Source organism: Buttiauxella cochleicola, from assembly GCF_021282405.1.
Lineage (GTDB): Bacteria > Pseudomonadota > Gammaproteobacteria > Enterobacterales > Enterobacteriaceae > Buttiauxella > Buttiauxella massiliensis.
The window spans coordinates 370,038-395,358 of sequence record NZ_JAJSOU010000002.1 but is presented as its reverse complement, the minus strand read 5'-3'; the positions used below and the strand labels follow the sequence as shown (position 1 = coordinate 395,358).

Below are 25,321 nucleotides of genomic sequence, written 5' to 3'. Positions count from 1 at the left end.
ATGAAATTTACCGTTGAACGTGAAACTTTATTAAAACCGCTGCAACAGGTGAGTGGCCCGTTAGGTGGCCGTCCGACGTTACCGATTCTCGGCAACCTGCTGTTGCAAGTCGCACAAGGAACTCTTTCATTAACAGGTACTGACCTGGAAATGGAGATGGTGGCGCGTGTCGCGTTGGTGCAACCGCATGAGCCGGGTGCCACAACAGTTCCAGCACGTAAATTTTTTGATATCTGCCGTGGTTTGCCGGAAGGTGCAGAAATCGCTGTTACGCTTGAGGGTGACCGCATGTTGGTGCGCTCCGGGCGTAGCCGTTTCTCGCTTTCAACGCTGCCTGCTGCAGATTTCCCGAACCTGGACGACTGGCAGAGCGAAGTAGAATTCACGCTCCCGCAAGCGACCATGAAACGCCTGATTGAAGCCACGCAGTTTTCTATGGCGCATCAGGACGTTCGTTACTATTTGAACGGTATGTTGTTTGAAACCGAAGGCGAAGAACTGCGCACCGTGGCGACCGATGGTCACCGCCTGGCTGTGTGTTCTATGCCGGTCGGTCAGTCTCTGCCAAACCATTCGGTGATCGTGCCGCGTAAAGGCGTGATTGAGCTGATGCGTATGTTGGATGGCGGCGATTCACCGTTGCGTATCCAGATCGGCAGCAACAACATCCGCGCTCACGTCGGCGACTTTATCTTCACTTCCAAGCTGGTTGATGGCCGTTTCCCGGATTATCGCCGCGTATTGCCGAAGAACCCGGATAAACATCTCGATGCCAGTTGCGATTTGCTGAAACAAGCATTTTCACGCGCGGCAATTTTGTCGAATGAGAAATTCCGTGGCGTTCGTCTGCAAGTGATTGCCAATCAGTTGAAAATCACCGCTAACAACCCGGAGCAGGAAGAAGCCGAAGAGATTCTGGACGTCACTTATGACGGCACAGATATGGAAATCGGCTTTAACGTCAGTTACGTGCTGGATGTTCTGAATGCACTCAAATGCGAGAACGTACGCATTTTGCTGACCGACTCTGTTTCCAGCGTGCAGATTGAAGATGCAGCCTCTCAAGCGGCGGCTTACGTCGTTATGCCAATGCGTCTTTAGTATCGGGCTATCTTACTTGTTATTCTGGTTCCGGGCAGTGTTCACAATCCTCACGTACTTCAGTACGCTCCGGTTGTTGCGCGCTGGCCGTAATCAGACTAACTGCGCCGATAACGCCCTGGTTGTGAGTTAAATATGTCGCTGTCGCGTTTGTTGATTAAAGACTTTCGAAATATCGAAGATGCGGATCTGGCTCTATCTCCAGGGTTTAATTTCCTGGTGGGGGCCAACGGAAGCGGCAAAACCAGCGTGCTTGAGGCGATTTATACCCTCGGGCACGGGCGTGCTTTCCGTAGTCTGAAAATTGAGCGCGTGATCCGCCATGAAACAGAATCCTTTGTACTGCATGGGCGTATACAGAACGGCGAGCGGGAAACCTCTGTTGGCCTGACCAAAGACCGTGCAGGCGACAGCAAAGTGCGTATCGACGGCAGCGACGGCCACAAAGTGGCTGAACTTGCTCTCTTGATGCCAATGCAACTTATCACCCCTGAAGGATTTACATTGCTCAACGGTGGCCCTAAATACCGTAGAGCTTTCCTCGATTGGGGATGCTTCCATAACGAACCAGGTTTTTTTGTTGCCTGGAGCAATCTCAAGCGCCTGCTTAAGCAACGCAACGCTGCATTGCGACAAGTAACGCGCTATGCACAACTACGGCCATGGGATCAAGAGCTTATCCCACTCGCGGAGCAAATCAGCCGCTGGCGTGCCGAGTACAGCGCAGCCATTGCTGATGACATGGCTGACACCTGTGCGCAATTTCTGCCGGAGTTCTCGCTGAACTTCTCTTTCCAGCGCGGCTGGGAAAAAGAGAGTGACTACGGCGAGCTACTGGAACGCAACTTCGAACGCGATCGTATGCTGACCTACACCGCCCATGGCCCTCACAAAGCTGATTTCAGAATTCGTGCAGACGGTGCGCCGGTAGAAGATACGTTGTCGCGTGGGCAGCTTAAATTACTGATGTGCGCCTTACGACTGGCGCAGGGTGAGTTTCTCACCCGACAGAACGGGCGACGTTGCCTGTATCTGATAGATGATTTTGCCTCTGAACTAGATGATGCACGCCGTGGTCTATTAGCCAGCCGGTTAAAGGCGACGGAATCACAGGTTTTTGTTAGCGCGATAAGCGCAGAACATGTGATGGATATGGCGGACAAAAATTCGAAGATGTTCGCCGTGGATCAGGGTAAAATAACGGATTAACCCAAGAATAAATGAGCGAGAAACGTTGATGTCGAATTCTTATGACTCCTCCAGTATCAAAGTCCTTAAAGGGCTGGATGCGGTACGTAAGCGCCCGGGAATGTATATCGGTGATACGGATGACGGCACCGGTCTGCACCATATGGTATTTGAGGTCGTAGATAACGCTATCGACGAAGCACTTGCCGGTCATTGTAAAGACATCGTTGTCACCATTCATGCTGATAACTCTGTCTCAGTAACCGATGATGGTCGTGGTATTCCTACTGGTATTCACCCGGAAGAAGGTGTGTCTGCTGCCGAAGTTATTATGACCGTGCTTCACGCCGGCGGTAAGTTCGATGACAACTCCTATAAAGTTTCTGGTGGTCTGCACGGTGTGGGTGTTTCTGTCGTTAACGCCCTGTCCCAGAAGCTGGAACTGCTGATTCGCCGCGAAGGCAAAGTGCACCAGCAAACTTACATTCACGGTGTGCCACAGGCACCGCTGGCGGCGACTGGCGATACTGATGCGACCGGTACTCAGGTTCGTTTCTGGCCAAGCCACGAAACCTTCACCAACGTGATTGAGTTTGAATACGACATCCTGGCTAAACGCCTGCGTGAACTGTCATTCCTGAACTCCGGTGTTTCTATCCGCCTGATTGATAAGCGTGATGGCCGTGCTGACCACTTCCACTACGAAGGCGGTATCCGCGCGTTTGTTGAATACCTCAACAAAAACAAAACGCCAATTCACCCAACCGTGTTCTATTTCAGCACTGAAAAAGACGGCATTGGCGTGGAAGTGGCGTTGCAGTGGAACGATGGTTTCCAGGAAAACATCTACTGCTTTACCAACAACATCCCGCAGCGCGATGGTGGTACTCACCTGGCAGGTTTCCGCTCGGCGATGACACGTACGCTGAATGCGTATATGGAAAAAGAAGGCTACAGCAAAAAAGCGAAAGTTAGCGCCACCGGTGACGATGCCCGTGAAGGCCTGATTGCTGTTGTCTCCGTAAAAGTTCCGGACCCTAAATTCTCTTCTCAGACCAAAGACAAACTGGTCTCTTCTGAGGTGAAAACAGCGGTTGAGCAGCAGATGAACGAACTGCTGTCTGAATACCTGCTGGAACACCCGTCTGACGCGAAAATCGTCGTCGGCAAAATTATTGATGCCGCTCGTGCTCGTGAAGCAGCACGTCGTGCACGTGAAATGACTCGTCGTAAAGGCGCGCTGGATTTGGCTGGCTTGCCAGGCAAACTGGCGGATTGCCAGGAACGCGACCCGGCTCACTCCGAACTGTACCTTGTGGAAGGGGACTCTGCGGGCGGCTCTGCAAAACAGGGGCGTAACCGTAAGAACCAGGCGATCCTGCCGCTGAAAGGTAAAATTCTGAACGTTGAGAAAGCGCGCTTTGACAAAATGCTCGCTTCTCAAGAAGTTGCCACGCTGATTACCGCGCTCGGCTGCGGTATTGGCCGTGACGAATACAACCCGGATAAACTGCGTTACCACAGCATCATCATCATGACGGATGCCGACGTCGATGGTTCACACATCCGTACCCTGCTGCTGACCTTCTTCTACCGTCAGATGCCTGAAATCGTTGAGCGCGGCCATGTGTATATCGCACAGCCACCGCTATACAAAGTGAAGAAAGGCAAGCAAGAGCAGTACATCAAAGATGATGAAGCGATGGATCAATACCAGATCGCAATCGCTCTGGATGGCGCTACGCTGCACACCAATGCCAACGCACCAGCTATCGCTGGCGAAGCGCTGGAAAAACTGGTGTCTGAGTTTAAAGCCTGCCAGAAAATGATTGGCCGCATGGAGCGCCGTTATCCGCGCAATTTGCTAAACAACCTGGTGTATCACCCAACGCTTGAAGATGCCGATCTGACTGACGAAAGCAAAGTGACTGCCTGGGTTTCTGCTCTGGTTACTCAGCTTAACGAAAAAGAACAGCACGGCAGCACCTGGAATTCCCTGGTTCGTCATAACCGTGAACTGAATCTTTTCGAACCGGTGATTCGTGTGCGTACCCACGGTGTGGATACTGACTATCCGCTGGAGCAAGAGTTTATCGTCGGTGGCGAATACCGTCGTATTTGCACGCTGGGCGAGAAACTGCGTGGCCTTATCGAAGAAGACGCGTTTATCGAACGTGGCGAACGCCGTCAGCCAGTTGACAGCTTCGAAGAGGCGCTGGAATGGCTGGGCAAAGAATCCCGTCGTGGCCTATCTATTCAGCGTTACAAAGGCTTGGGCGAAATGAACCCGGATCAGCTGTGGGAAACCACAATGGATCCACAAAGCCGCCGTATGCTGCGCGTAACTGTTAAAGACGCGATTGCAGCGGATCAGCTGTTCACTACCCTGATGGGCGATGCGGTTGAACCACGTCGTGCATTTATCGAAGAAAACGCCCTGAAAGCGGCGAACATCGATATCTAAGTTAGTTGATGCTGGTGGGCAATCTGCTCACCAGCATATCCACTGCCAGGCGAATTTTCAGGGGCAGATGGGGTGTCTGGAGCCATACCGCATGGCTTTCATATACATTTTCCCTGTAATCCCGCAATATCCTCACCAACTTCCCGTTCTGTAGTTCCTCTCCAATCAACCAACATGGCAATACCGCAATACCAAATCCTGAAATCACCGCTGCGGCAATGGGTTGTAATTCATCCATTAGCAGGCGTGATTTGGGGACAAACTCAATTGTTTTGCCATTATTTTGGGGAATAACCCAACGGTGCGGGACACCTGCGTTGATATAGTTAATCACTTCATGGCTTGAAAGATCGTCTATTGTTTGTGGTTCGCCGCATCGAGCCAGGTAGTCAGGCGAAGCACAAATTACCATGCGGTGTAAGCCAATACGGCGGGCGATCAAGCCGCTGCTGTCCGGTAACTTTCCGTTTCGGATCACAAAATCCAACCCGTCTTCAATCAGGTCAGAAACCCTGTCACTAAAAAGTAACTCCATTTTCAGCTCCGGATGCTGGCTTGCAAATTCTGTCAGCAACGGCGCGATGCACATTCGCCCATACAGCATCGGCATTGAGACTCTTAACCGCCCGCGAACAGTTTGCTTTCCACTGTCGAGCAGTGCTTCAGCCTTTTGAATTTCTTCCAGGGCGCGCAGGCAGTGCTCGTAGAAAAGTGCTCCATCGTCGGTGAGAGCGAGGCTACGCGTGGTTCGTTGAAAAAGCCGAATGCCCAGCCTTTTCTCTAGTTGAGAAATCGTTTTCCCGACAGCGGAACGTGAAAGATGCAGTCTCGTCGCTGCAAGCGAGAAACTACCCGCCTCAACCGCCGTAACAAAAACAGAAATACCTTTCAGTTGCTCGCTCATTGTTTGTATCCATTTTGGAATCAATAGGAGGAAAATCTATCGCCACTGGTGAGTTTAGGCCAGCGATATACTTTTGGCTGTGACGTATTCCCTCGAAATTCAGGAGCCAATAATGATGAGCCAAACCATGCAACGCTGGACAATGAATGCCATTGGGCGCGAAAACCTGACGTTTTCCACAGAAGCAATACCCACGCCTGGTCGTGGTGAAGTATTGGTGCGGGTGAAAGCAGTATCACTTAATTATCGCGACAAAATAGTTATCGAAGGGGCTATGCCCCTTGAGATGCCATTCCCGTTTACACCAACATCGGACATGGCGGGTGTGGTAGAAAGCATCGGTGAAGATGTGACTCGCTTCCAGCCAGGTGCGCGCGTTATCTCCACCTTTTCACCAGACTGGATAGACGGTAAGCCAAACGGCACTGCTCGTACTCCACCATACCGCACGCTGGGTGGTGTGTATCAAGGCATGCTGGCGGAATACGTGGTGATGAGCGAAAACTGGCTGGTGGCATCGCCCGAAAGTCTTGATGACATTCAGGCCAGCACCTTGCCGTGCGCAGGGCTTACCGCTTGGTTTGCGCTAGTGGAACGAGGCGGTTTGCACGCTGGGCAATCTATTCTGGTGCAGGGAACGGGTGGCGTTTCTATGTTTGCCCTGCAAATCGCCAAAGCCCACGGTGCCGAAGTTTTTGTTACTTCGGGTAGCAATGAAAAATTGCTGCGCGCCAAAGCATTGGGGGCCGATCACGGTATCAACCGGCTGGAAGATGATTGGGTCGAGGTAATTTATGAACTGACCCAGGAACGTGGTATCGACCATATTATCGAAACCGTTGGTGGTGCAAATCTCGGAAACTCTTTACGAGCTGTGGCGGTTCATGGGCGTATATCAGTAATAGGTGTGCTTGAAGGTTTTGATATTTCAGGGCCTGCAGGCGACCTGATACTGAAATCACCAATCATTCAGGGGGTTAGCGTCGGACATCGCCGCGCGCTTGAAGACTTCGTGCGTGCTATTGATGCGAATGGCATCAAACCGGTCATCGAAACAACCTATAAATTTGACGAACTGCCGCAGGCGCTTGAGCATCTCGACCGTGGTGCGTTCGGCAAAATCGTCTTAACCCGCCCGTGATTGACTACACTTCTATTGCACACTTCGTGATTGCAAGAGGACACGGTCATGGGTTTATTCGATCAAGTTACTGGCATGATGGGGGGTGGCGATGCAGGTAAATTCAAAGTCATCCTTACATGGATTAATGAACAAGGCGGCATTCAGGCAATTCTTGAACGGTTTCGGGAAAAGGGTTTCTCTGATGTTGTCACCTCCTGGCTGAGCGGCGCGCATAACCAAAGCGTTAGCCCAGAGCAAATGCAAGACGTGCTGGGCACACCAGCAATCAGCGGTCTGGCTGAAAAACTCGGGATTGATGTGGGAAGTGCATCTCAACTGCTGGCAGAGCAGTTCCCGAAAATCGTCGATACTTTATCGCCTGCAGGTGAAGTCGCTCACGATGAAGATTTGCTGACTAAAGGCTTCCATATGCTGAAGGATAAATTCTTCAGCTAGTGCCCGTCATTCTTCAAGCCGCAGATGCGTTGGCTGCACATGCTCACCCAAATCACTTACTTGAGTAAGCTCATTGGGATTCCCGTGTTTGCCGCCTTTCTGCAACTCGAATTATTTTGGGTATCAACGCCACTTTCTTCGGGTGGCGTTTTTTCATCCAAAAAACGGACCTATTTCACCCGTAACGTAGCGCTATTTTTGCGAGCTTAATCGCGTTAGCATGAGATAAACTCATTACCTCAGAAAATCCTATGCCTATAAAACTCATTGCTATTGATATGGACGGCACATTGTTGCTGCCTGACCACACCATTTCTCCAGCCGTTAAAGCCGCTATCGCCAGCGCGCGCGAACGCGGTGTAAGTGTTGTTTTGTGTACCGGACGCCCTTTTGCAGGTGTTGAGAGCTATCTCCGCGAGCTGCATATGGATAAGCCGAATGACTACTGCATCACCTATAACGGTGCGTTAGTGCAGAAGGCCAGCGACGGCAGCACCGTGGCACAAACCGCGCTGAGTTACGACGACTACCGCTATCTGGAACAGCTTTCCCGTGAAGTCGGTTCCCACTTCCATGCGCTGGATCGCCACACCCTGTACACCGCTAACCGTGATATCAGCTACTACACCGTTCATGAATCCTTTATTGCCAATATCCCGCTGGTGTTCAGCGAGCCAGAAAACATGAATAAAAACGGTGCATACCTGAAAGTGATGATGATCGATGAGCCGGCTATTCTGGACAAAGCGATCGCCAAAATTCCAGCCGATGTTTATGAGCGTTATACGCTGCTGAAAAGCTCGCCATATTTCCTTGAGATTCTCGATAAGCGAGTCAACAAAGGTACTGGCGTAAAAGCGCTGGCTGAATCTCTCGGCATCAAACAAGAAGAAGTGATGACGCTGGGCGACCAGGAAAATGACATCGCGATGCTGGAATACGCAGGCATCGGTGTTGCGATGGATAACGCTATCGATAAAGTGAAAGAAGTCAGCAACTTTGTTACTAAATCAAACCTTGAAGATGGCGTTGCGTACGCGATTGAGAAGTTTGTTTTGAATTAATGACGTTGTGGTGGTTTCTGTCAGTCTGGTTGCCTCTGCGGGAGTCAACCAGACTCAATGGCTGAACCGCTGCATTACATGTCCGGTATCACTGGCACATCGGCAAATCGGCTTTTCATGACTAATTTTCTCGACCATGCAGAGGTCAGGATTTTGGCTTTTATCACCTTTGCGAACAGTTTCCTTCTGATTTTCCCCGTTCGTTTCTGATAGACAGCATTTGGTCGTGAATGCTGTTCATTGAAGATATTTCCCAGTATCTCGGCGCTATCGAGCGCATAACTTATCCCTTCGAGCGAACTTGCACTAATAAATCCCGCCGCTTCACCAATCAGAAATGCATTGTCTTTCCCGCAAACAAAGTCACGCCACTTTGACGGGCAAAGCACGATACATTTTTCTTCCTTTTCAGGGGTGCTAAAGACAAAACCGCGTTCGGTCATTTTCTCTTTTAGGTGGAAGAACCGCTTTTTGCCTTCTTTCATTGGAAAGGCACCACCAAAAATAAAGTAGCCATCCTTCGACATACTCCATGAATAACAGTCCGTTACCTGATTATCGAAAATGCAGGAATAGAAAGGACGGGCATGCAGCTCCTTAAACCACTGCTGAATGGCCTGATATTTTCGAATATTGAGCTGCGGATAAAGCGTCCGGCGCAGCAATGAATTTGCACCATCGGCACCGACAATATATTGCGCAGTGATTTCCTGAGTTACTCCGTTGTCCTCAAATATGAGGCGATAGCTATCACCCTCTTTTTCAATGCGTTTGCACAGTGTGTCATGGCGAACATCTACCGTTTGCGGGATAAGCGTTTTAAGCCATAAATCGAAAGCATGGCGATTGATATTAATGTATGACCGCTGGTAGTTGCAGGTGATATTTGATTGTAAATCAATGGTTTTTACGCTGAATATTTGTGGGTTTGCCAGCACGTGCACGGGCAGGTTTATACCGGAACGGATAAACGAACGTTGAGCATCAGGCGCCAGTAACCCGCCGCAGGGCTTCTGAAACCCATCTTCTCCTTCCCGCCGCTTCTTATCCAAAGCAATTATTTTGAATTGTGGTTCGAGGATCCGCGCAAGCGTAGCCCCTGCGGGGCCGAGGCCAATAATCGCGATATCGTAATGTTCCATTTGAGCGTTCCGTTGGCTGGGGGTTGGAACGGAAACGTAATCTGCTTGTGTGAAGTCGCCGATGAAGTGGCGGGTAAGTTTTCTGCGCGTCGCTTTTTTCGCCATTTTTTGCTATCAACTGTCCGTTTTGTGATCCAAATTGTAGTACAACATATAATATCTGTACTACATTAATCCCATCAGAAGCGCTATCCGATTCACATTTGTACTTCAAAATAGCGGTGTTTTTCAGCGCTCGCGGTAAAGTGTGGTTAATACCTAAATTGAACAGGGCAAACCATGACTAAGACCGATCGCATCATCGTGACGCTGGGTAAACAGATTGTCGGCGGCAAATACACTCCGGGCGCAGCATTGCCGTCAGAAGCTGACTTATGTGAGGAGTTCGAAACGTCGCGCAACATTATCCGCGAAGTTTTTCGTTCTCTTATGGCGAAGCGGTTAGTTGAAATGAAGCGTTATCGCGGAGCCTTTGTGCAGTCGCGTAACCAGTGGAATTACCTCGATACCGAAGTGTTGCAGTGGGTGCTGGAAAACGATTATGACCCGCGCCTGATTAGCGCCATGAGCGAAGTGCGAAACCTGGTCGAGCCTGCCATCGCGCGCTGGGCCGCAGAACGGGCTACATCAAGTGACCTGGCGCGAATCGAAGACGCACTCAACGACATGGTGGCAAACAATCAGGATCGGGATGCTTTTAATGAAGCCGATATTCGCTATCACGAAGCGGTGCTGGATTCGGTTCATAACCCGGTGCTACAGCAGTTGAGTATTGCCATCAGTTCACTTCAGCGTGCGGTTTTCGAGCGCACCTGGATGGGTGATGAAGCCAACATGCCGCAAACGCTTCAGGAACATAAGCAGCTGTTCGATGCGATTCGTCACCAGGACAGCACGGCTGCAGAAAGAGCGGCGCTGACAATGATTGCCAGCTCCACCAAACGACTAAAGGAAATCACATGACATCACGCTACATCGCTATTGATTGGGGTTCGACTAACCTGCGTGCCTGGCATTACCAGGATGGAATTTGCATTGATAGTCGGCAAACCACAGCGGGCGTTACCCGTCTGAATGGTAAAACCCCAAAAGAGGTGTTCGATGAAGTCACTCAAGGTTGGCGTGAAAAAACCACGCCAGTTTTGATGGCCGGGATGGTGGGCAGCAATGCCGGGTGGAAAATCGCCCCTTATCTCCCATGCCCGGCGCGTTTCTCTGATTTAAGCCAGCAACTGACTCCAGTGCTGGATAACGTCTGGATTATTCCCGGCCTCAGCGTAAAAAGTGACGACAACTGCAACGTGATACGTGGTGAAGAAACCCAGCTTCTCGGTGCAAAAACGCTTGGCCCGGCTTCGCTTTACATAATGCCGGGTACGCACTGCAAATGGGTGCATGCCGATGAACACACGGTGCAGGATTTCCGCACGGTGATGACCGGTGAACTGCACCATATCCTGCTCAACCACTCCTTAATTGGCGCAGGCCTGCCTGAGCAACAAAGCAGCCATCAAGCATTTTTGGCTGGGCTGGATCGCGGCATTAATGACAGCGCTTTGTTGCCACGACTTTTCGAAATACGTGCAGCCCATGTGCTGGGTGAATTGCCGCGTAGCGAAGTCAGCGAATTTCTTTCCGGGTTGTTGATTGGTAACGAAGTGGCGGCGATGACTCGCCAGTACGCTCCGGACACTCAACAGCCTGTCACCATTGTTGCTAATCCATCCCTGAGCCAGCGTTATAGCAACGCGCTCGAGTTATTGGGCTACCAGGCAAAAGTGTTGGATGGCGACAATGCATTCCAGGCAGGAATAAGGAGTATTGCAAATGCAGTGGCAAACTAATCTTCCGCTCATCGCCATTTTGCGCGGTATCACTCCAGGCGAAGCGCACGCACACGTTGCGGCGTTGCTGGATGCGGGATTTGATGCGATAGAAATCCCAATGAACTCACCAGACTGGCAGCAAAGTATCGCGGCGATGGTGACCGAGTTTGGCCATCGGGCGTTGATAGGCGCGGGTACCGTTTTGAAAACCGATCAGGTTAATGAACTGGCCGCCATGGGCGGCAAACTGGTGGTAACGCCGAATACGCAGCCTGATGTTATCCGCCGTGCGGTCGCCAGCGGAATGACAGTATGCGCGGGCTGTGCAACGGCAAGCGAAGCCTTTACCGCATTGGATGCCGGTGCTCAGGCGCTGAAAATTTTCCCTTCTTCCTCTTTTGGCCCGGATTACATCAAAGCGCTGAAAGCCGTATTACCACCAGAAGTACCGGTCTTTGCGGTCGGCGGTGTGACGCCTGAAAACCTGGCTATTTGGCTAAAAGCCGGATGTGTCGGTGCTGGGCTCGGTGGCGATTTATATCGTGCGGGGCAATCTGTGGAATGCACCGCTGAGAAGGCAAAAGCATTTGTTAAAGCGTATGAAGAGGCTGTGAAGCAATGAAAATCACTAAACTGACGACCTACCGTTTACCACCACGTTGGATGTTCCTGAAAATTGAAACCGATGAAGGTATTGTCGGCTGGGGTGAGCCGGTAATTGAAGGGCGAGCAAAAAGCGTTGAAGCTGCGGTACATGAGCTGAGTGAATTATTAATCGGCCAGGACCCGGCGCGTATAAATGATTTATGGCAAGTGATGTATCGCGGCGGTTTTTATCGCGGTGGGCCTATTTTAATGAGCGCAATTTCCGGTATTGACCAGGCATTGTGGGATATTAAAGGAAAAGTATTAAATGCACCTGTCTGGCAATTAATGGGCGGCCTGGTTCGCGATAAAATAAAAGCCTACAGCTGGGTTGGTGGCGATCGTCCGTCAGATGTGATCGACGGTATTAAATCACTGCGTAACATCGGCTTTGATACGTTTAAATTAAATGGCTGCGAAGAAATGGGGATTATTGATAATTCCCGTAAAATAGATGAAGCCGTGAATACCGTAGCACAAATTCGTGAAGCATTCGGTAATGAAATTGAATTTGGCCTTGATTTCCATGGCCGTGTTAGCGCGCCAATGGCAAAAGTATTAATTAAAGAGCTTGAGCAATATCGCCCGCTGTTTATTGAAGAACCGGTGCTGGCGGAACAGGCTGAATACTATCCGCGTCTTGCGGCTCAAACGCATATTCCTATCGCTGCGGGTGAGCGTATGTTCTCGCGCTTTGAGTTCAAGCGTGTGCTGGAAGCGGGCGGACTGGCGATTCTCCAGCCTGATTTGTCACACGCAGGCGGTATTACCGAATGCTATAAAATTGCCGGAATGGCAGAGGCCTATGACGTGGCGCTGGCTCCGCATTGTCCGCTCGGGCCGATTGCGCTGGCTGCCTGCCTGCATATCGATTTTGTCTCCCGCAATGCCGTGTTCCAGGAGCAAAGCATGGGCATCCATTATAACAAGGGCGCTGAATTGCTCGATTTCGTTAAAAATAAAGAAGACTTCAAAATGGATGGCGGCCACTTTATGCCATTAATGAAGCCAGGCCTTGGCGTTGAAATAGACGAAGAACTGGTTATCGAACGCAGTAAAAATGTGACTGATTGGCGTAATCCTTTATGGCGCTATCCAGACGGGTCTGTAGCCGAATGGTGATAGTTATTTTATAAAAAACTAGTCATACCCAAATAAATATAAAACACCCTCTGTATATAACAGGGCATGGTGGCCAGTATTGCCATGCCCAAACTCTGGAGACAGAACACGATGGATATTTCTGTAACCGCTACAAAACCTACGCGTCGCCGTTATGTGACGCTCATTATGATCTTTATTACCGTGGTTATTTGTTATGTCGACCGCGCGAATCTGGCCGTCGCCTCTGCCCATATTCAGGAAGAGTTTGGCATTACAAAAACTCAAATGGGTTATATCTTCTCGGCTTTTGCCTGGCTCTATACTTTATGCCAGATTCCTGGTGGCTGGTTCCTTGACCGCGTCGGCTCGCGCATGACCTATTTCATCGCTATTTTTGGCTGGTCGGTGGCAACGCTATTCCAGGGTTTTGCCACCGGTTTAATGTCGCTGATTGGTTTGCGTGCAATTACCGGTATTTTCGAAGCACCCGCATTCCCGACCAACAACCGTATGGTCACGAGCTGGTTCCCGGAACATGAGCGTGCGTCTGCAGTAGGCTTTTATACCTCCGGCCAGTTTGTCGGGCTGGCGTTCCTCACGCCACTGCTTATCTGGATTCAAGAAATGTTGAGCTGGCACTGGGTGTTTATTATCACCGGTGGTATCGGCATCATCTGGTCGTTTATCTGGATTAAGGTTTATCAGCCACCGCGTGCCAGCAAAGGCATCAATCAGGCTGAACTGGATTACATTCGTGATGGTGGTGGTCTGGTTGATGGCGATGCGCCAGCCGAGAAAAAATCCCGTATTCCAATGACGGCTGCCGACTGGAAACTAGTCTTCCACCGCAAACTGGTTGGCGTGTATCTCGGCCAGTTCGCGGTTACGTCCACGCTGTGGTTCTTCCTGACCTGGTTCCCGAACTACCTGACGCAAGAAAAAGGCATTACCGCCCTGAAAGCCGGGTTTATGACTACCGTTCCATTCCTTGCCGCGTTTGTGGGTGTGCTGCTTTCTGGTTGGGTAGCAGACCGTCTGGTGCGTAAAGGATATTCGCTGGGTATCGCGCGTAAAACGCCAATCATCTGCGGTTTGCTGATCTCGACCTGCATTATGGGCGCGAACTACACCAACGATCCGGTCTGGATTATGACATTAATGGCTATCGCCTTCTTTGGTAACGGCTTTGCCTCGATCACATGGTCGCTGGTCTCTTCGTTGGCACCAATGCGTCTGATTGGCTTGACCGGTGGAGTGTTTAACTTTGTTGGCGGCTTGGGTGGGATCACCGTTCCACTGGTTGTAGGTTACCTTGCTCAGGGATATGGTTTTGCACCTGCGCTGGTTTATATCTCAGCCGTGGCACTGCTTGGCGCACTCTCCTACCTCCTGCTGGTCGGCAAAGTAGAAAGGGTGGGATAAAAACCATCAATGATTTACCCTGAGGCGTCCAATATCTCGGGGTAAATCATGACCAAACAACTCACCTTTGCACCACGTAACCACCAACTCACTAACATCAATACCTGGACACCAGATAGCCAGTGGTTGGTGTTTGATGTTCGCCCTTCTGGCGCCTCGTTTACCAGTGAAACGATTGAAAGGGTTAACGTGATGACTGGCGAAGTGGAACTGATCTATCAGGCATCGCATGGCGCGCATGTCGGTGTGGTGACCGTGAACCCGCAGCAACCCGAGCGCTATATCTTCATTCACGGCCCGGAAAACCCCGACGAAAGCTGGCATTACGATTTCCATCACCGCCGTGGTGTGGTGGTCGAAAACGGTATCGCAACTAATCTCGATGCAATGGATATCACCCCACCGTTTACCCCCGGCGCTTTGCGTGGCGGCAGCCATGTCCACGTCTGGAGCCCAGATGGTGCGCGCGTGAGCTTCACCTATAACGACCATGTGATGCATGAATATGATGCGGCAAAAGATCTGCGTAACGTCGGTATTGCTCTGCCATTCGGCCCGGTGACACCTGTTAAACAGCATCCTCGGGAATATGATGGTAGCCATTATTGCGTGCTGGTAAGCCGTACTACGCCATTACCACAACCTGGAAGTGATGAAATAAACCGTGCCTATGAAGAAGGTTGGGTGGGCAACCATGGCTATTTAAAACCTGATGGGAGCCAACAGCGTTGGGCACTGGCGTTTATTGGCGACACGCTTTCAGCCAAAGGCGAGAAAGTGCCCGAGCTGTTTATCGTTGATTTGCCTGAAAAAAAAGAAGCTTATTTCCAGGCGGGTTCTGAGCCAATTGAAGGAACGCTAACCGCGCTGCCTGCACCACCTGCGGGTATTGCGCAAACACGCCTGACTTTCACTCATCAGCAGCGTTACCCAGGATTAGCTACCCAGCCAAGGCATTGGGTGCGAAGCAGCCCGGACGGCAGCTTACTGGCGTTCTTGATGCGCGATGATGCAGGTATTGTGCAAATGTATCTGATTTCACCAAACGGTGGGCAGCCACGCCAACTTACGCATGGGCAAGATGATATCCAGTCGGCATTTAACTGGCATCCGTCAGGGCAAGCGTTGGGCTTTGTGAGGACGGAGCAGATTGTCTTGTGCGATTTAAACGATGGTGAAATCACGACGCTTACAGCAACCGATGGTTGTGCGCCTTCAGCGGATGCGGTGGTGTTTTCACCTGATGGCAAATACATCGCCTGGATGCAGGATGTAGGCGGATTCCGTCAGTTATTTATGACGCAAACAGGGCTTTAATTACTGAACAGGCGGGATCACAGAATTGGTTGCCAGGTTCTGCTTCTCGCTTGCTTCTACTTTGGATTTTATAGATTTGTCGGTGCGGAACATATCCCACGGTAACAGAACGGTATCCATTACTGCCGTAAACGGCATATCCAGCGCGACAAAAGGTTTGTATCCCCAGCTTGTCTCGCCATCGGCCAGCATTTCGTAACTGGCACGTGTGCCGGGATAGTATCCCTCTTGCCCACCAGTGTGAGTCATCACACTTGAACATCCGCTGACTGTTAGCAATCCGCTGCCGAGAATTAATGTTGGAAGATAGCTTTTCATCATTAGTGTTGCTTATCGTTTCTGGGGGGCCATTTACGGCCAGGCTGCTCTGGTTTATATCACCCATGCAGATAATTAATATATTGCTCTTGCCACTCTGTGGCGGCTATCGCAGATAAATCCTGTTTACTACCAGGACAGTCTATGTACTGACAGCAGAAGCCGCAAAAAATTTCTTTCTGTGGCCTTGAAAAGTGCGAATAAGGACCGATTTTAGAGATGTAGTCAGAAAAAGTACGCCGTAAGGGTACTTGGTTTTAGAAGCCTGTCCATGATGGAAGGCAATGTTTGATTCTCGCTGATTTCAGGAGTTTTTATATATGCGTAATTTCGACCTATCCCCGCTTTATCGTTCAGCTATTGGTTTTGACCGTCTGTTCAATCTGCTGGAAAACAACCAAAGCCAGAGCAACGGCGGCTATCCTCCATACAATGTTGAATTAGTTGACGAAAATAACTATCGCATTGCGATTGCTGTTGCCGGTTTTGCAGAAAGCGAACTGGACATTACAGCCCAGGATAACCTGCTCGTTATTAAGGGCGCGCATGCAGATCCGCAACCAGAGCGCACTTATCTCTATCAGGGGATTGCTGAGCGCAACTTCGAACGCAAATTCCAGTTAGCGGAAAACATCCACATCCGTGGTGCTAACCTGGTTAACGGCCTGCTGTATATCGACCTGGAACGCGTGATTCCGGAAGCGATGAAACCGCGCCGTATCGAAATCAATTAATTTCAGCGGGTCGCATTGTGCGGCTCTGGCAATAAAGGCTGGCTTGCCGATAGGGAGCCAATACCAGTTCGCATACTGGTAAGACTTAACTCGCTTCAAAGAAGGAGAAAACTTATGCGTAACCACGATTTATCACCTCTGCTGCGTCAATGGATCGGTTTTGACAAACTGGCTAATGCTTTACAAACAAGCACCGAAGGCCAGTCATTCCCGCCTTACAACATTGAAAAAGGCGATGACAATCATTACCGCATTACGCTTGCGCTGGCAGGGTTCCGCCAGGAAGATCTCGAAATTGAACTCGAAGGTACGCGTCTGCATGTGAAAGGGACGCCGGTTAAACCCGAGAAAGAGCCAACCTGGCTGCATCAAGGATTAGTGACTCAGCCATTTAGCCTGAGCTTCACCCTTGCTGAATATATGAAAGTATCTGGCGCGACCTTTACTAACGGTCTGCTGCATATAGATCTGGTGCGTGAAATCCCTGAAGCCGTTGCGCCAAAACGCATTGCTATCAGCGAACGTCCGGCACTCAACAGCTAAACTGAGTATCCCCTTTAGGCCCCATTTTATGGGGCCTTTTTTTGTGCTCTGTACCCCATTAACTCCTTCTCCTCTCTGCCAGAATCCCTTGTAACGATGATGTTATTCACAGGGAAATCTTCGATGAGTGGAATAGCGTTAACTGTCAGTATGTTGGCTCTGGTCGCAGTTGTCGGTTTATGGATTGGCAATATCAAAATCCGCGGCGTCGGATTTGGTATCGGTGGCGTGCTGTTCGGGGGAATTATTGTTGGCCATTTCGTCAGTGAGGCTGGGGTAAGCCTGAATGGAGATATGCTTCATTTCATTCAGGAATTCGGCTTAATCCTCTTCGTCTATACCATTGGTATTCAGGTTGGGCCTGGCTTCTTTTCCTCGCTACGCGTTTCCGGTTTACGCCTTAATCTATTTGCTCTTCTGATTGTAGTGATTGGTGCGCTGGTCACGGCACTCGTCCATAAAATCTTCGATGTTCCGCTTCCCGTGGTGCTGGGTGTTTTCTCTGGAGCGGTAACTAACACTCCAGCGTTAGGTGCAGGTCAGCAAATTTTGACCGACCTCGGCACACCTTCAGAGTTGGTCGATAAAATGGGGATGAGCTACGCGATGGCTTATCCGTTCGGTATTTGCGGGATTCTTCTGACCATGTGGTTAATTCGCATGGCATTTAGAATTAATGTCGATCAAGAAGCACAACGCTTTGATAACAGTAGTGGGCAAAACCACGCGCAACTCCAGACCATGAATATCTGTGTTGCCAACCCTAACCTTAACGGATTACCTATTCAGGAAGTGCCGGTCCTTAATAGCGACACTATTATTTGTTCGCGTTTGAAACGTGGGGAATTGCTGATGGTGCCAGCGCCTGGCACGGTTATTCAAACCGGAGATTTACTCCACCTCGTCGGCCAGGAAAAAGATCTGCACTCTGCATTGCTGGTGATCGGCCAGCAGGTGGATACCTCGCTTTCGACTCGTGGCACAGACCTGCGCGTTGAACGTGTGGTGGTGACCAACGAGAAAGTGCTCGGCAAGAAAATTCGCGATCTGCATTTAAAACAAAAGTATGACGTGGTGATTTCGCGCCTGAATCGTGCAGGTATTGAACTGGTCGCAAGCAGCAATGCCAGCCTGCAATTTGGTGACATCCTGAACCTGGTGGGCCGCCCAGAATCAATAGAAGCGGTAGCCGCTGAAGTCGGTAACGCGCAACAGAAACTCCAGCAGGTACAAATGCTTCCGGTATTTATCGGCATTGGTCTTGGCGTGTTGCTTGGTTCTATCCCGCTTTTCATCCCTGGTTTCCCTGTGGCACTGCGTCTTGGGCTGGCAGGTGGGCCGCTTATTATGGCGATCATTCTTGGGCGAATTGGCAGCATCGGCAAGCTGTATTGGTTTATGCCACCGAGTGCGAATCTGGCGCTGCGTGAATTGGGGATTGTGCTGTTTCTGGCGGTCGTCGGTTTAAAATCTGGCGGTGATTTTGTCAGTACTTTGCTGCACGGAGACGGAGTGAGTTGGATTGGCTACGGAGTTCTGATTACGGGAATTCCATTGCTGGTTACTGGATTGTTGGCAAGATTGCTCGCCAAAATGAATTATCTGACACTGTGCGGAATGTTGGCAGGCTCAATGACCGATCCCCCTGCACTGGCTTTTGCCAACGGCTTGCACGCAACCAGTGGAGCGGCGGCACTCTCTTATGCCACTGTTTATCCAATGGTAATGTTCCTGCGCATTATTACGCCGCAGCTACTGGCTGTATTGTTTTGGATGTGAATTTAACTCGTTGCGATAGCCATTTCTCCATGACGTTTTTTTGCTGGAAGATGGCTATCGCCGATTACGCATTTGCTGTTACAGGGTGATAAACAAAATCATTGAGGGTGTGATTTTTATGTAATCAATTGAACTACATGATTTTTTTATTTTCAATTATTGCAAATAATAGGACGAAATAGCGATTGTAGTGCCATCGATTTTTTTGCTATAACCGACAAGTGTTCTCATCATCGTTATCGTCACCGCTTACTTTTGTTAGCGGTTTTTTTGCGTCCAGGAGCTATCATGTTGACCCCCCAAGTTATCAGGGAGGCGACTTCTTTCGCCTTCAATAATGCCATTCTAAAAAATGAAAAAATAATTGCATATAATCTAATTGGTACTTCCATTATTAATAAGTGCAATTTGAATAACTGTCTGATTGATACATATAGAGACCATGGTAGCTATTCGGGGGTAGAGGTACTTAATGGTAAGGTAGTAAACTCATTGTTTAAAATAGATGGTGACCTCTTACTATTTGAAAACTTCATCGAAAACTCAGTGTTAAATTCAAAAGGAAAATTGCATATTAAAAATGGAGTATTACAAGATTCTTTTATAAGGCTAAACTCAGGTATTTCATTGCAATTGGAAGGAGTTGAGTCTCGGTCGATTGATATTGATAATACTGGAGAGCGCTTGTCGGAATTTTCTATTAAGGGATTCCTTGTTGATTGCGTCTTACGCGGTCTGGTTACTTTCTCTGGTATTGTTAATGCGATCATCTATTCATCTGTTCTACGAAGTTGCTTTTTTGAAAACACCTCATTCGAAAGCACGGTTATAAATAAGTGTAATTTACAACGCGTAGTTTTTATGAGTTGCAATCTAAAAAATACTACTTTTTCACATTGCAACATTGTTGAACGCCCATTGGTATTGGAGGGTTGTGATGTTACAGGTGCTCATTTTCTTAACATACCTAAGGGTGCCGTTAGTTTTATAAACTGTTATGGTGCTGAAAAAGTACATTTCATCAAATAGCTGAATCCATTTTATGTATCAATTTCTAAAGAAAAATCACGCACGGTCGATAATGATACACAACACGTAGAATTCTGTTGCATATCGATCTACCCTATATAAGGAAGTGTATTGTGGAAAAGAATAATATCAGCTTTAATAAAATATCTCCATCCAGACTTGCAGTAATTGTGGAAACAAGTGGCGCCAATTTTCATATGGAAGGAAAAGATGGGCACTCCGGAAAATGGGTTATTGGTAAAGGTAAAGTTCCGGAGGTTATTATTATTCGCAAGGAAGATGATGTTAATAAATCTCAATTCGATGTTATAGTTGCAGATATAGTCAAAATTCATGAAGTTGAAGGCGTAAAAGTAAATAAGAAAGTAGTGTATTTTACAAATGCTCATATTCATGGGAAAACAACTTTGAATTGGGAAGAGTTCACAGGTAACCGTTCATATGGTTCAAAAATAAAATATATTAATGTTCCAGCAGGAATTCCCACGGATATTATTGCGTCAACGTTAACTGCTAAAAGACACGCGCCAAACAGAGACATTTATACAACTGTTATGACGCGTATATATGCTCCGGAAGTTGAGGACGTTGAAGAAATCCTTACTGATGTATCTCTGAGTGAAACAGAGAAACTGACGTACATTGAAGCGCGTCGGGGTCAGGGGATGTTCCGGGTGGAATGTTTGAAAATTTATCCAGCATGCCCTGTGACTGGTGTTTCTTTCCTTCCTCTACTTAAAGCAAGTCATATCAAACCCTGGCGCGCTTGTGAGACTGGTTCAGAACGGTTGAATCCTTATAACGGGATTATGTTCGCTGCTCATATAGACGTGCTTTTCGATAATGGTTACTTGTCGTTTACCAACGATGGCTTAGTAATGCTAAGTCCATGCTTTGACAGTAAAATATGGCAAGATTTAAACATCAAAATCCAACGGGTTCGCGAATTTCATCCAAAGGCTTACACATTTCTTGAATGGCATAGAGAAAATGTATTTAAGAAGTAAAAACGAATTCAGAGCTTTTAACGAAATTGCTGCCCATTAGGGCAGCAATTATCTTATTGTTATTAAATTAGTTATCAGCAAGCTATGTTTATTCCTCATCTCTTATTCTATTCATATGCACCCGCCGCAAATGGTAATCCACCTGGTATTCGCTGGCATTTCGGAACATCACTGAATAATTCACATAGTCACCGCTGTCGCTGTATGACAGTGACGTGATGCGCAGAATGGGTGTTAGCTCATCGATATTGAGCAGTTTTGCCATTTTCTTGTCGGCCAGCACGGGTGTGAGGCTTTCGTAGTTACCACAGACGATGATGTGGCACTCATCTTCGATATAACTGAATTTAGAACCTTCCAGATGTGCGACGGACAAATTACGGAATAATTTCACCGGCATATAGCTGTCTTCTACCATTAACGGCTTGCCATCTACCGAGCGAACCCGGCGCGAGAAATAGATCCGTTCATCAATATTAATGCGTAATTGGCTGGCTATTGCTGGCGGGGCGGGCATCACATTGAACTCCAGCACGTTGCTCACCACCTCTTTGCCCTGGTTGCGCATCACCTCAATAAACCCGGTCAGATTCGTGGTTTCATGGTGAACATCTTTCTTCGCTACATAAGTGCCACTGCCGTGGCGACGCACGACCAACCCCCAGCTCACCAGCAAATCGATGGCTTTACGAATCGTCATACGTGAAACACCAAACTCGCCTGCCAGGCGAACTTCAGAAGGTAACGGGCTGCCAATGTTGTAATCAGCAGAATTTAGCCGGATGCGTAACCGATCGGCGATAGATTTGTAGATCACCTGTAGACCTCTTAGCCGCTTCGAATGGGGTTTATAGAACCGTTATTTCATTAATTAACTTCATAATTTAAATGGTTTTTATTTCATATTTTCATGATGAATAAGAAATTTAAAATCATCGTGTCTAGTTAAGTATTAAAAAGTAGACAACTTACCCCAAATAAAAACTATGAAAGCGATCACGAATCGGTGCGACGGGCAACGATAAGTCACCTGTGTCTCCCTACTCTCAGTCTCAGGCCAGCGTTAAAACCAGCGTTAAAAAATAAGGCCATTTACCCTACAGGTTGTTACGTGAGGATTTAAAAATGCTCAGTCAAATACAACGTTTTGGTGGCGCAATGTTTACCCCGGTTTTGTTGTTTCCGTTCGCCGGGATTGTCGTAGGCATCGCCATTATGTTGCGCAATCCGATGTTCGTCGGCGAAGCGCTAACCGCACCCGATAATTTATTCGCGCAAATTGTTCACATTATTGAAGAAGGTGGCTGGACGGTGTTCCGCAATATGCCGCTGATTTTTGCCGTCGGCTTACCGATTGGCCTCGCTAAGCAAGCGCAGGGCCGTGCTTGCTTAGCGGTACTGGTTAGCTTTATGACCTGGAACTACTTCATTAATGCCATGGGGATGACTTGGGGCCATTACTTCGGTGTTGATTTCAGCGCCGATCCGGTGGCGGGAACCGGGCTAACCATGATTGCCGGGATCAAAACGCTTGATACCAGCATCATTGGCGCGATTGTTATCTCCGGTTTTGTCACGGCTATCCACAACCGCTATTTCGAAAAACAACTCCCCGTCTTTCTTGGCATCTTCCAGGGCAGTTCATTTGTCGTGATTGTCGCCTTCTTTGCCATGATTCCTTGCGCCTGGCTCACCCTTTATGGCTGGCCAAAAGTGCAAATGGGCATTGAATCCCTACAGGAATTCTTGCGTAGCGCCGGTTCGCTTGGCGTCTGGGTTTATACCTTCCTGGAACGCATTCTGATTCCAACCGGCTTGCATCACTTCATCTACGGTCCGTTTATCTTTGGCCCGGCGGTAGTTGAAGGCGGTATTCAGGTTTACTGGGCGCAGCATTTGCAGGAGTTCAGCCAGAGCACGCTGCCGCTGAAAACCCTGTTCCCGGAAGGCGGATTTGCACTGCACGGCAACTCTAAGATCTTTGGCTGCCTGGGGATTGCGCTTGCTCTGTACGCCACCTCAGCACCTGAAAACCGCGTAAAAGTCGCCGGATTGCTGATACCCGCAACGCTCACCGCGATGCTGGTAGGTATTACTGAGCCACTTGAATTTACCTTCCTGTTTATCTCGCCAGTCTTGTTTGCCGTCCACGCCTTCCTTGCCGCAACCATGGCGACCGTGATGTACATGTGTGGCGTGGTGGGCAACATGGGTGGCGGGCTTCTCGACCAGTTCCTGCCGCAAAACTGGATACCGATGTTCCACAACCATGCATCAATGATGTTTATCCAGATTGGTATTGGCCTCGTCTTCACCGGCATCTACTTCGTGGTGTTCCGCACCCTCATCTTGCGCTTCAACCTGAAAACACCAGGGCGTGAAGACAGTGAGGTCAAGCTGTACAGCAAGGCGGATTACCAGGCATCACGCAAGCAAACCACCGCTGCTGCGACCAAAGAGACCAAACAAGGTCAGGCCGCAGGCTTCCTCGAAGCGCTCGGCGGTACCGACAACATTCTTAGCGTCAATAACTGTGCGACTCGCTTACGTATCACCCTCGCAGATATGGCCCTGACGCACAGTGACGACATTTTCAAAGCGCTGGGCGCCCACGGTGTGGTGCGACGCGGCAACGGTATTCAGGTGATTGTGGGCCTGCATGTCCCGCAAGTCCGAGACCAACTTGAAACTCTGATGAAAGACACTTCTTCGACCGAACTTAAATCCATGACGGAGGCAGTATCATGAAAAAATTCTCTGTAGTAGTAGCCGGTGGCGGCAGCACATTCACTCCTGGTATCGTATTGATGTTACTGGCAAACCAGCACCGATTCCCGCTGCGTGCCCTGAAGTTTTATGACAATGATGGCGCGCGGCAGGAAACGATTGCAGAAGCTTGCAAAGTTATCCTCAAAGAGCAGGCTCCTGAAATCGAGTTCAGCTATACCACCGACCCGAAAGAAGCCTTTACCGATGTGGACTTCGTGATGGCACACATCCGCGTGGGTAAATACCCGATGCGTGAACAAGATGAGAAAATCCCACTGCGCCATGGTGTTCTGGGCCAGGAAACTTGTGGACCAGGCGGGATTGCCTACGGTATGCGCTCCATCGGTGGTGTATTAGAGCTGGTTGATTTCATGGAGAAATACTCGCCAAACGCCTGGATGCTTAACTACTCCAACCCGGCAGCGATTGTGGCTGAAGCGACTCGTAAACTGCGCCCGCACGCGAAGATTCTCAACATTTGCGATATGCCAATCGGCATTGAAAGCCGCATGGCGCAAATTGCTGGCCTGAAAGATCGTAAAGAGATGCGCGTACGTTATTACGGCCTTAACCACTTTGGCTGGTGGACATCAATCGAGGATAAAAATGGCAACGATTTGATGCCGAAGATCCGCGAACATGTGGCTAAATTTGGTTATGTCCCGCCATCAGATGAGCATGGAACCGAAGCCAGCTGGAACGATACATTCTCTAAAGCAAAAGATGTGTGGGCCCTGGACCCTAGCACCTTCCCTAATACTTACCTGAAATATTACCTGTTCCCGGATTATGTGGTTGAGCACTCCAACCCGGAACACACCCGCGCCAACGAAGTGATGGAACACCGTGAAAAACACGTGTTTGGTTCGTGTAATGCCATCATTCAGGCAGGGAAATCATCAGCAGGGGAGCTGGAGATTGACGAACATGCGTCGTACATCGTCGATCTGGCGGCGGCAATTGCCTTTAATACACAAGAACGCATGCTTTTGATTGTGCCAAACAACGGCGCGATTAATAACTTTGACCCGGAAGCGATGGTTGAAATTCCATGTCTGGTTGGGAAAAGTGGGCCGGAGCCGCTGGTTGTCGGCAATATTCCACAGTTCCAGAAAGGGTTGATGAGCCAACAGGTGGCGGTAGAAAAACTGGTGGTTGAAGCCTGGGAAGAGCGCTCATACGTGAAGTTATGGCAGGCGATCACGCTGTCGAAAACCGTGCCAAGTGCATCGGTTGCCAAAGCGATTCTTGATGATTTGATTGTAGCGAACAAAGAGTACTGGCCTGAACTGAAATAGCGGCGAACTGGAGTAAGGGGCTGCCCCTTACTCCAGATTTTTTCGTAGGTTGGATTAGCGTTAGCGACATCCGACAACTTCGCCGTAA

The 25,321-nt window shown here is 49.2% G+C and carries 23 protein-coding genes and 1 other annotated feature; of the genes, 19 read left to right on the top strand and 4 right to left on the bottom strand.

Features of this window, described 5'->3' with window-relative positions; all coding sequences use genetic code 11:
* From dnaN to gyrB, 3 genes are all read left to right on the top strand, one after another.
* Entirely contained in the window at positions 1–1,101 is a 1,101-nt protein-coding gene (gene dnaN / locus LVQ79_RS04110; RefSeq protein WP_232863989.1) for a DNA polymerase III subunit beta, read from the top strand.
* 135 nt (positions 1,102–1,236) lie between these two features.
* Positions 1,237–2,310 (top strand): DNA replication/repair protein RecF, encoded by a 1,074-nt coding sequence (gene recF / locus LVQ79_RS04105; protein WP_154153886.1) that lies wholly within the window; start codon positions 1,237–1,239, stop codon positions 2,308–2,310.
* Between the two features lie 28 nt (positions 2,311–2,338).
* Positions 2,339–4,753 carry a DNA topoisomerase (ATP-hydrolyzing) subunit B gene (gene gyrB, locus LVQ79_RS04100; RefSeq protein ID WP_232863988.1) on the top strand — a complete coding sequence of 805 codons (2,415 nt, stop codon included), beginning with the start codon at positions 2,339–2,341 and terminating at the stop codon, positions 4,751–4,753.
* Position 4,754: 1 nt separating this feature from the next.
* Here the strand turns inward: gyrB and LVQ79_RS04095 are convergent, their stop codons facing one another.
* The gene (locus LVQ79_RS04095; protein WP_232863987.1) at positions 4,755–5,657 is read right to left on the bottom strand and encodes a LysR family transcriptional regulator; all 903 of its coding nucleotides are present in this window, start codon (positions 5,655–5,657) and stop codon (positions 4,755–4,757) included.
* Positions 5,658–5,772: 115 nt separating this feature from the next.
* Here LVQ79_RS04095 and LVQ79_RS04090 point away from each other — a divergent pair, with 115 nt between their 5' ends.
* The 3 genes from LVQ79_RS04090 to yidA all read left to right on the top strand — a co-directional run bounded on the left by LVQ79_RS04090 (position 5,773) and on the right by yidA (position 8,300).
* On the top strand, positions 5,773–6,798 hold the full coding sequence (locus LVQ79_RS04090; RefSeq protein WP_232864031.1) for a zinc-dependent alcohol dehydrogenase family protein: 1,026 nt from the start codon (positions 5,773–5,775) through the stop codon (positions 6,796–6,798).
* A gap of 48 nt (positions 6,799–6,846) precedes the next feature.
* A complete protein-coding gene (locus LVQ79_RS04085) occupies positions 6,847–7,236 on the top strand; it encodes a YidB family protein (RefSeq protein WP_232863986.1) in 390 nt (129 codons plus the stop codon).
* 251 nt (positions 7,237–7,487) lie between these two features.
* Positions 7,488–8,300 (top strand): sugar-phosphatase, encoded by an 813-nt coding sequence (gene yidA, locus LVQ79_RS04080; RefSeq protein ID WP_232863985.1) that lies wholly within the window; start codon positions 7,488–7,490, stop codon positions 8,298–8,300.
* Positions 8,301–8,374: 74 nt separating this feature from the next.
* Here yidA and LVQ79_RS04075 read toward each other — a convergent pair whose 3' ends face one another.
* On the bottom strand, positions 8,375–9,442 hold the full coding sequence (locus LVQ79_RS04075) for an FAD-binding protein (RefSeq protein WP_232864030.1): 1,068 nt from the start codon (positions 9,440–9,442) through the stop codon (positions 8,375–8,377).
* A gap of 279 nt (positions 9,443–9,721) precedes the next feature.
* Here LVQ79_RS04075 and dgoR point away from each other — a divergent pair, with 279 nt between their 5' ends.
* The 6 genes from dgoR to LVQ79_RS04045 all read left to right on the top strand — a co-directional run bounded on the left by dgoR (position 9,722) and on the right by LVQ79_RS04045 (position 15,756).
* A complete protein-coding gene (gene dgoR, locus LVQ79_RS04070) occupies positions 9,722–10,405 on the top strand; it encodes a D-galactonate utilization transcriptional regulator DgoR (protein WP_232863984.1) in 684 nt (227 codons plus the stop codon).
* Complete coding sequence (locus LVQ79_RS04065) at positions 10,402–11,286, top strand: 2-dehydro-3-deoxygalactonokinase (protein WP_232863983.1); 885 nt, start codon at positions 10,402–10,404, stop codon at positions 11,284–11,286. Before dgoR ends, LVQ79_RS04065 begins: the two co-directional genes overlap by 4 nt.
* A complete protein-coding gene (locus tag LVQ79_RS04060; RefSeq protein ID WP_232863982.1) occupies positions 11,270–11,890 on the top strand; it encodes a 2-dehydro-3-deoxy-6-phosphogalactonate aldolase in 621 nt (206 codons plus the stop codon). The genes LVQ79_RS04065 and LVQ79_RS04060 overlap by 17 nt, the downstream gene beginning before the upstream one ends.
* Entirely contained in the window at positions 11,887–13,035 is a 1,149-nt protein-coding gene (gene dgoD, locus LVQ79_RS04055) for a galactonate dehydratase (protein ID WP_232863981.1), read from the top strand. Before LVQ79_RS04060 ends, dgoD begins: the two co-directional genes overlap by 4 nt.
* Before the next feature lie 66 nt (positions 13,036–13,101).
* Positions 13,102–14,439: an MFS transporter gene (locus tag LVQ79_RS04050; protein WP_232863980.1), complete on the top strand. Its 1,338-nt coding sequence runs from the start codon at positions 13,102–13,104 to the stop codon at positions 14,437–14,439.
* Positions 14,440–14,487: 48 nt separating this feature from the next.
* Positions 14,488–15,756, top strand: a complete 1,269-nt coding sequence (locus LVQ79_RS04045; RefSeq protein WP_232863979.1) for a YidR family protein — start codon at positions 14,488–14,490, stop codon at positions 15,754–15,756.
* On the opposite strand, the gene LVQ79_RS04040 is transcribed toward LVQ79_RS04045, so the two are convergent.
* Positions 15,757–16,077 carry a YceK/YidQ family lipoprotein gene (locus tag LVQ79_RS04040; protein WP_134185972.1) on the bottom strand — a complete coding sequence of 107 codons (321 nt, stop codon included), beginning with the start codon at positions 16,075–16,077 and terminating at the stop codon, positions 15,757–15,759.
* Between the two features lie 247 nt (positions 16,078–16,324).
* Positions 16,325–16,401, top strand: a sequence feature (ROSE (Repression Of Heat Shock gene Expression) occurs in the 5'-region of heat shock genes and acts as an RNA thermometer to modulate expression.).
* On the opposite strand from LVQ79_RS04040, the gene ibpA reads away from it, so the two are divergent.
* The 5 genes from ibpA (at position 16,395) to LVQ79_RS22540 (ending at position 21,166) form a co-directional block, all read left to right on the top strand.
* Positions 16,395–16,808 (top strand): small heat shock chaperone IbpA, encoded by a 414-nt coding sequence (ibpA, locus tag LVQ79_RS04035; protein WP_064514809.1) that lies wholly within the window; start codon positions 16,395–16,397, stop codon positions 16,806–16,808. Its footprint overlaps the feature before it by 7 nt.
* A gap of 114 nt (positions 16,809–16,922) precedes the next feature.
* A complete protein-coding gene (gene ibpB / locus LVQ79_RS04030; RefSeq protein ID WP_232863978.1) occupies positions 16,923–17,351 on the top strand; it encodes a small heat shock chaperone IbpB in 429 nt (142 codons plus the stop codon).
* A gap of 123 nt (positions 17,352–17,474) precedes the next feature.
* Complete coding sequence (locus LVQ79_RS04025) at positions 17,475–19,130, top strand: putative transporter (protein ID WP_232863977.1); 1,656 nt, start codon at positions 17,475–17,477, stop codon at positions 19,128–19,130.
* Between the two features lie 288 nt (positions 19,131–19,418).
* Positions 19,419–20,159, top strand: coding sequence for a pentapeptide repeat-containing protein (locus tag LVQ79_RS04020; protein ID WP_232863976.1), 741 nt, complete (start codon positions 19,419–19,421; stop codon positions 20,157–20,159).
* 113 nt (positions 20,160–20,272) lie between these two features.
* Positions 20,273–21,166 carry an HNH endonuclease gene (locus tag LVQ79_RS22540; RefSeq protein WP_232863975.1) on the top strand — a complete coding sequence of 298 codons (894 nt, stop codon included), beginning with the start codon at positions 20,273–20,275 and terminating at the stop codon, positions 21,164–21,166.
* Between the two features lie 88 nt (positions 21,167–21,254).
* On the opposite strand, the gene LVQ79_RS04010 is transcribed toward LVQ79_RS22540, so the two are convergent.
* Entirely contained in the window at positions 21,255–21,983 is a 729-nt protein-coding gene (locus LVQ79_RS04010) for a GntR family transcriptional regulator (protein WP_232863974.1), read from the bottom strand.
* A gap of 308 nt (positions 21,984–22,291) precedes the next feature.
* On the opposite strand from LVQ79_RS04010, the gene LVQ79_RS04005 reads away from it, so the two are divergent.
* Both LVQ79_RS04005 and LVQ79_RS04000 read left to right on the top strand, forming a co-directional pair.
* Entirely contained in the window at positions 22,292–23,914 is a 1,623-nt protein-coding gene (locus LVQ79_RS04005) for an alpha-glucoside-specific PTS transporter subunit IIBC (RefSeq protein WP_151993888.1), read from the top strand.
* Entirely contained in the window at positions 23,911–25,233 is a 1,323-nt protein-coding gene (locus LVQ79_RS04000) for a 6-phospho-alpha-glucosidase (protein WP_232863973.1), read from the top strand. Before LVQ79_RS04005 ends, LVQ79_RS04000 begins: the two co-directional genes overlap by 4 nt.
* Positions 25,234–25,321 lie beyond the last annotated feature (88 nt).

Excerpts from the sequence above, each read along its gene's own strand:
- recF (WP_154153886.1), top strand. The coding sequence starts at position 1,237 with ATGTCGCTGTCGCGTTTGTTGATTAAAGACTTTCGAAATATCGAAGAT.
- ibpB (WP_232863978.1), top strand. The coding sequence starts at position 16,923 with ATGCGTAACCACGATTTATCACCTCTGCTGCGTCAATGGATCGGTTTT.
- yidA (WP_232863985.1), top strand. The coding sequence starts at position 7,488 with ATGCCTATAAAACTCATTGCTATTGATATGGACGGCACATTGTTGCTG.
- gyrB (WP_232863988.1), top strand. The coding sequence starts at position 2,339 with ATGTCGAATTCTTATGACTCCTCCAGTATCAAAGTCCTTAAAGGGCTG.
- LVQ79_RS04000 (WP_232863973.1), top strand. The coding sequence starts at position 23,911 with ATGAAAAAATTCTCTGTAGTAGTAGCCGGTGGCGGCAGCACATTCACT.
- LVQ79_RS04060 (WP_232863982.1), top strand. The coding sequence starts at position 11,270 with ATGCAGTGGCAAACTAATCTTCCGCTCATCGCCATTTTGCGCGGTATC.
- ibpA (WP_064514809.1), top strand. The coding sequence starts at position 16,395 with ATGCGTAATTTCGACCTATCCCCGCTTTATCGTTCAGCTATTGGTTTT.
- LVQ79_RS04090 (WP_232864031.1), top strand. The coding sequence starts at position 5,773 with ATGAGCCAAACCATGCAACGCTGGACAATGAATGCCATTGGGCGCGAA.
- LVQ79_RS04040 (WP_134185972.1), bottom strand. The coding sequence starts at position 16,077 with ATGATGAAAAGCTATCTTCCAACATTAATTCTCGGCAGCGGATTGCTA.
- LVQ79_RS04065 (WP_232863983.1), top strand. The coding sequence starts at position 10,402 with ATGACATCACGCTACATCGCTATTGATTGGGGTTCGACTAACCTGCGT.
- LVQ79_RS04020 (WP_232863976.1), top strand. The coding sequence starts at position 19,419 with ATGTTGACCCCCCAAGTTATCAGGGAGGCGACTTCTTTCGCCTTCAAT.
- dnaN (WP_232863989.1), top strand. The coding sequence starts at position 1 with ATGAAATTTACCGTTGAACGTGAAACTTTATTAAAACCGCTGCAACAG.
- LVQ79_RS04045 (WP_232863979.1), top strand. The coding sequence starts at position 14,488 with ATGACCAAACAACTCACCTTTGCACCACGTAACCACCAACTCACTAAC.
- LVQ79_RS04095 (WP_232863987.1), bottom strand. The coding sequence starts at position 5,657 with ATGAGCGAGCAACTGAAAGGTATTTCTGTTTTTGTTACGGCGGTTGAG.
- LVQ79_RS04085 (WP_232863986.1), top strand. The coding sequence starts at position 6,847 with ATGGGTTTATTCGATCAAGTTACTGGCATGATGGGGGGTGGCGATGCA.
- LVQ79_RS04005 (WP_151993888.1), top strand. The coding sequence starts at position 22,292 with ATGCTCAGTCAAATACAACGTTTTGGTGGCGCAATGTTTACCCCGGTT.
- dgoD (WP_232863981.1), top strand. The coding sequence starts at position 11,887 with ATGAAAATCACTAAACTGACGACCTACCGTTTACCACCACGTTGGATG.
- dgoR (WP_232863984.1), top strand. The coding sequence starts at position 9,722 with ATGACTAAGACCGATCGCATCATCGTGACGCTGGGTAAACAGATTGTC.
- LVQ79_RS04050 (WP_232863980.1), top strand. The coding sequence starts at position 13,102 with ATGGTGGCCAGTATTGCCATGCCCAAACTCTGGAGACAGAACACGATG.
- LVQ79_RS04075 (WP_232864030.1), bottom strand. The coding sequence starts at position 9,442 with ATGGAACATTACGATATCGCGATTATTGGCCTCGGCCCCGCAGGGGCT.
- LVQ79_RS04025 (WP_232863977.1), top strand. The coding sequence starts at position 17,475 with ATGAGTGGAATAGCGTTAACTGTCAGTATGTTGGCTCTGGTCGCAGTT.